Origin of the sequence: Candidatus Methanoperedens nitratireducens, from assembly GCF_900196725.1 — an archaeon.
In the GTDB taxonomy this organism is placed as follows: domain Archaea; phylum Halobacteriota; class Methanosarcinia; order Methanosarcinales; family Methanoperedenaceae; genus Methanoperedens; species Methanoperedens nitroreducens_A.
Genome location: NZ_FZMP01000160.1, coordinates 1 through 2,769, shown reverse-complemented (window position 1 = coordinate 2,769; position 2,769 = coordinate 1). Strand labels below are relative to the sequence as shown.

Here is a 2,769-nt window from a genome sequence, read left to right as displayed (position 1 = left end):
TATTCAACCCTGTTACAAATACTTATCCAGCAGCTTCGGGATATCCTGCGAAAGTCTGTCGGCAATGAAATTCAGGGCAACCCACATATCCTAAAGATCGGAATTTAAGATTGGAAGAAGCTTAAATATGTTGGCAGGTAATAACGTATGTGAGCTATATGGAAACAACCTTACATGAGCACGATAAAGAGAAATGGCTTGTATTCGGCAATCTTGAAATACGAATAACTCCCAGGGTTGAAAGGGATTTCAGGGCGCTTAGAGGAACTCTAACATCAAAAAAGTCTTCCGTAGATATTGTCCGCAAGATGAGGGAGAATGACCGAGAGCAAGAAGCCAGGCTCTAAAATTATTCTGGATACTTGTGTCCTGCTTGAATATTTTCTGAACTCCAAAAAGGCAGACGAAGTGGAAAAACTCCTTAACAAAATCGTATCCGGGGAGTTAGAAGGTCATATTTCATCCAGTACAATAACTGAGATAACAACCATTTTCATCCGGGAAAATGCAGAAAACAAAATACCTGAAGTACTTGATTTTCTTAAAAACAGTTTTCTTATTATAGATACCACACCAGAAATAGCATTTCTCGCAGGTACAATCAAAGCAAAATACCAGACAAGAGAAAAGGGTTTATCCCATGTTGATGCGGTAATATGTGCCTCAGCAATATTATTTGATTGCACCATAGTAACGTATGATTCTGAATTTGACAGGGTCTCTGAAGTTATAATAAAGCGTCCGCAAAATATCAAATGATTCCTACTCTGTAGGTAGAAAATTGCTGGAAGATGTCAGCACAGAAAAAACAGTTGTAATAAGGATTATAAGTGTGCCATGGGAGTGCATAGATGGATTTTAGCTGTTGGGTAGAAAAAAATTCTAATAAAACGAAGATAAACAGAATTTATTTTTTTCATAGAAATTATCTATATGAAAGGAAACAATGAAGCGACTATAATCGGTGTCATGTATGAACTATGTGAACAAATTGACTGAACAGAATATTATGGATATTCATGAAGATATCATTGAAATTTATGGTGGAACAAAAGGAATTCTTAATCAAGGAACAATCTCTCATCTGGTTTATTTAATTGATAGGAAAATTGACGTATTCAAGAAAGCATCATTAGCATTGGAACAAATAATTGTGGGTCATCCATTCATTGATGGCAATAAGAGAACAGCTTTTGGAGTGAGTGATATTATTCTTAGAAGTGAAGGATACCATATTCATGCAAGTGAAGATAAAATACAAAATGTTCTGCTTAAAATCGCTAAATATGAATGCACCGTCGAAGAAATAGAGAAATGGTTAAGAAATACAGTAATTCCACTACATTTGGGCTAATTCGTTTCATTAGATCATTGTTATGTTTTAAACTATCTTCAAAGTGTTTTCTCTGTTCGTCAGTTAGTGAGCTATCTTTTCTTACTTCTTTCGTAACTGCGTGTTTCATATGGTTCAATTATAAAGTTCAATCTATTAAAGACTATCCGGATTATATTTTTAGTAATGCTGGAATATTCAACCCTGTTACAAATACTTATCCAGCAGCTTCGGGATATCCTCTGAAAGCCTGTCAGCAATGTACTTCAGGGCAACCCACATATCCTCAAAAGTCTTACCCGCTGAATTGATACCATTTTTCATTATTGGAAGAGCCCTGTCTATCCAGACCGGGAGCGTCATGACAACTAATGCAAGGATGAACAATAAGATCATTAAGAAGAGTTGTTTTGTGTTCATAAAAAATAAAAATGACCCCCCATGAAAGGGGGCATTCACATATTTATGTTACTGTTATCTGCATCTGGGTTATAACCTGGCCTGATGGGATATCCTGAAGCATTACTTTCAGAATTGATCCTTTTGCAGGTGTAGTTGTCCAGTTATGAGAAATGCTAACCCCTGCACCAAGAGTATCGACAGGTGTGCCAATATTTTGGAATTCTATTAAAGTAAGCCCACTAATAGAATCCACCGGGGCGCCAGAAATAGCATCAGTTACTGTAATTTTCTCATCTTTCAGAATCAGTGCATCGCCTCCATTATGTGTTATCTTTAAATTATTGTCAGCCAAAGTTGTCGAATTTACTGCCGTTATTCTCAACTGCACCGATGGCGCTTTTGCCGGGGGTGCCATCCCGAATACGAAAGCAGCAATAACAGCCGCCAATATAACAGTGATCGCAACCATCAGGATAACACCGATGACTGGCGATACTGCCTCTTCATTCTTTCTAAATCTCATTTTATTTTTCCTCCTGATATATTCCTTTAGTTCTATTTTTTACAACGTTTTCGAGTTTTGTAGTCCACATATTCTGAACCTGTGTATACTCACATTCAAGATAATGTGAGACTGCCTTGGCGAGAGCGTCTTTGGTATTGGTCTCACCCGTTTTCGCTTTCAGGGCATCGATATCCTCTACCATGAGAACTGTTTGTACATGCATTATTTTCGCCATTTTTAGTCTCCTTCAAGAGAAATCATACCCTATTAGAAGTATAATTTTTCTTATAACTATAATTATGATTATGATATATTTAAAGATGATGGGAGTCAGGACATTAATATGAGTATGAGCATTTTTCAGAAAATATAAAATTATTCTTCTGATAGCGTTTTATGTAAATAACAATCAAAAAATATCTATACATTCAAAGACGAGAATCACAAAAATATTAATGCATTTTTTAGTTTACAAAGTTTAAATGGACTTGAATTTAACTTGACTTTGTCAGATTACCTCCCTCTTATA

Annotated in this window: 6 protein-coding genes; 3 read left to right on the top strand and 3 right to left on the bottom strand. The window is 35.9% G+C overall.

Annotated features, from left to right (window positions below; genetic code table 11):
* Nucleotides 1-158 precede the first annotated feature (158 nt).
* The 3 genes from MNV_RS10370 to MNV_RS10360 all read left to right on the top strand — a co-directional run bounded on the left by MNV_RS10370 (nucleotide 159) and on the right by MNV_RS10360 (nucleotide 1,354).
* Nucleotides 159-347: a hypothetical protein gene (locus MNV_RS10370; RefSeq protein WP_096205820.1), complete on the top strand. Its 189-nt coding sequence runs from the start codon at nucleotides 159-161 to the stop codon at nucleotides 345-347.
* Complete coding sequence (locus tag MNV_RS10365) at nucleotides 319-759, top strand: type II toxin-antitoxin system VapC family toxin (RefSeq protein WP_096205818.1); 441 nt, start codon at nucleotides 319-321, stop codon at nucleotides 757-759. Before MNV_RS10370 ends, MNV_RS10365 begins: the two co-directional genes overlap by 29 nt.
* A gap of 232 nt (nucleotides 760-991) precedes the next feature.
* A complete protein-coding gene (locus tag MNV_RS10360; RefSeq protein ID WP_176505172.1) occupies nucleotides 992-1,354 on the top strand; it encodes a type II toxin-antitoxin system death-on-curing family toxin in 363 nt (120 codons plus the stop codon).
* A gap of 186 nt (nucleotides 1,355-1,540) precedes the next feature.
* Here MNV_RS10360 and MNV_RS10355 read toward each other — a convergent pair whose 3' ends face one another.
* Genes MNV_RS10355 through MNV_RS10345 form a run of 3 tightly spaced genes read right to left on the bottom strand, consistent with a single transcriptional unit; the run spans nucleotide 1,541 to nucleotide 2,475 of the window.
* Nucleotides 1,541-1,753 carry a hypothetical protein gene (locus MNV_RS10355; RefSeq protein WP_096205814.1) on the bottom strand — a complete coding sequence of 71 codons (213 nt, stop codon included), beginning with the start codon at nucleotides 1,751-1,753 and terminating at the stop codon, nucleotides 1,541-1,543.
* Nucleotides 1,754-1,796: 43 nt separating this feature from the next.
* Entirely contained in the window at nucleotides 1,797-2,258 is a 462-nt protein-coding gene (locus tag MNV_RS20270; RefSeq protein ID WP_218837989.1) for a type IV pilin, read from the bottom strand.
* Nucleotide 2,259: 1 nt separating this feature from the next.
* Nucleotides 2,260-2,475: a DUF5371 family protein gene (locus MNV_RS10345; RefSeq protein ID WP_096205812.1), complete on the bottom strand. Its 216-nt coding sequence runs from the start codon at nucleotides 2,473-2,475 to the stop codon at nucleotides 2,260-2,262.
* Nucleotides 2,476-2,769: the final 294 nt, after the last annotated feature.

What these genes read in the sequence shown, in the direction of transcription:
- MNV_RS10370 (WP_096205820.1), top strand. Translation starts at nt 159, where the DNA reads ATGGAAACAACCTTACATGAGCACGATAAAGAGAAATGGCTTGTATTC.
- MNV_RS10365 (WP_096205818.1), top strand. Translation starts at nt 319, where the DNA reads ATGACCGAGAGCAAGAAGCCAGGCTCTAAAATTATTCTGGATACTTGT.
- MNV_RS10355 (WP_096205814.1), bottom strand. Translation starts at nt 1,753, where the DNA reads ATGAACACAAAACAACTCTTCTTAATGATCTTATTGTTCATCCTTGCA.
- MNV_RS20270 (WP_218837989.1), bottom strand. Translation starts at nt 2,258, where the DNA reads ATGAGATTTAGAAAGAATGAAGAGGCAGTATCGCCAGTCATCGGTGTT.
- MNV_RS10345 (WP_096205812.1), bottom strand. Translation starts at nt 2,475, where the DNA reads ATGGCGAAAATAATGCATGTACAAACAGTTCTCATGGTAGAGGATATC.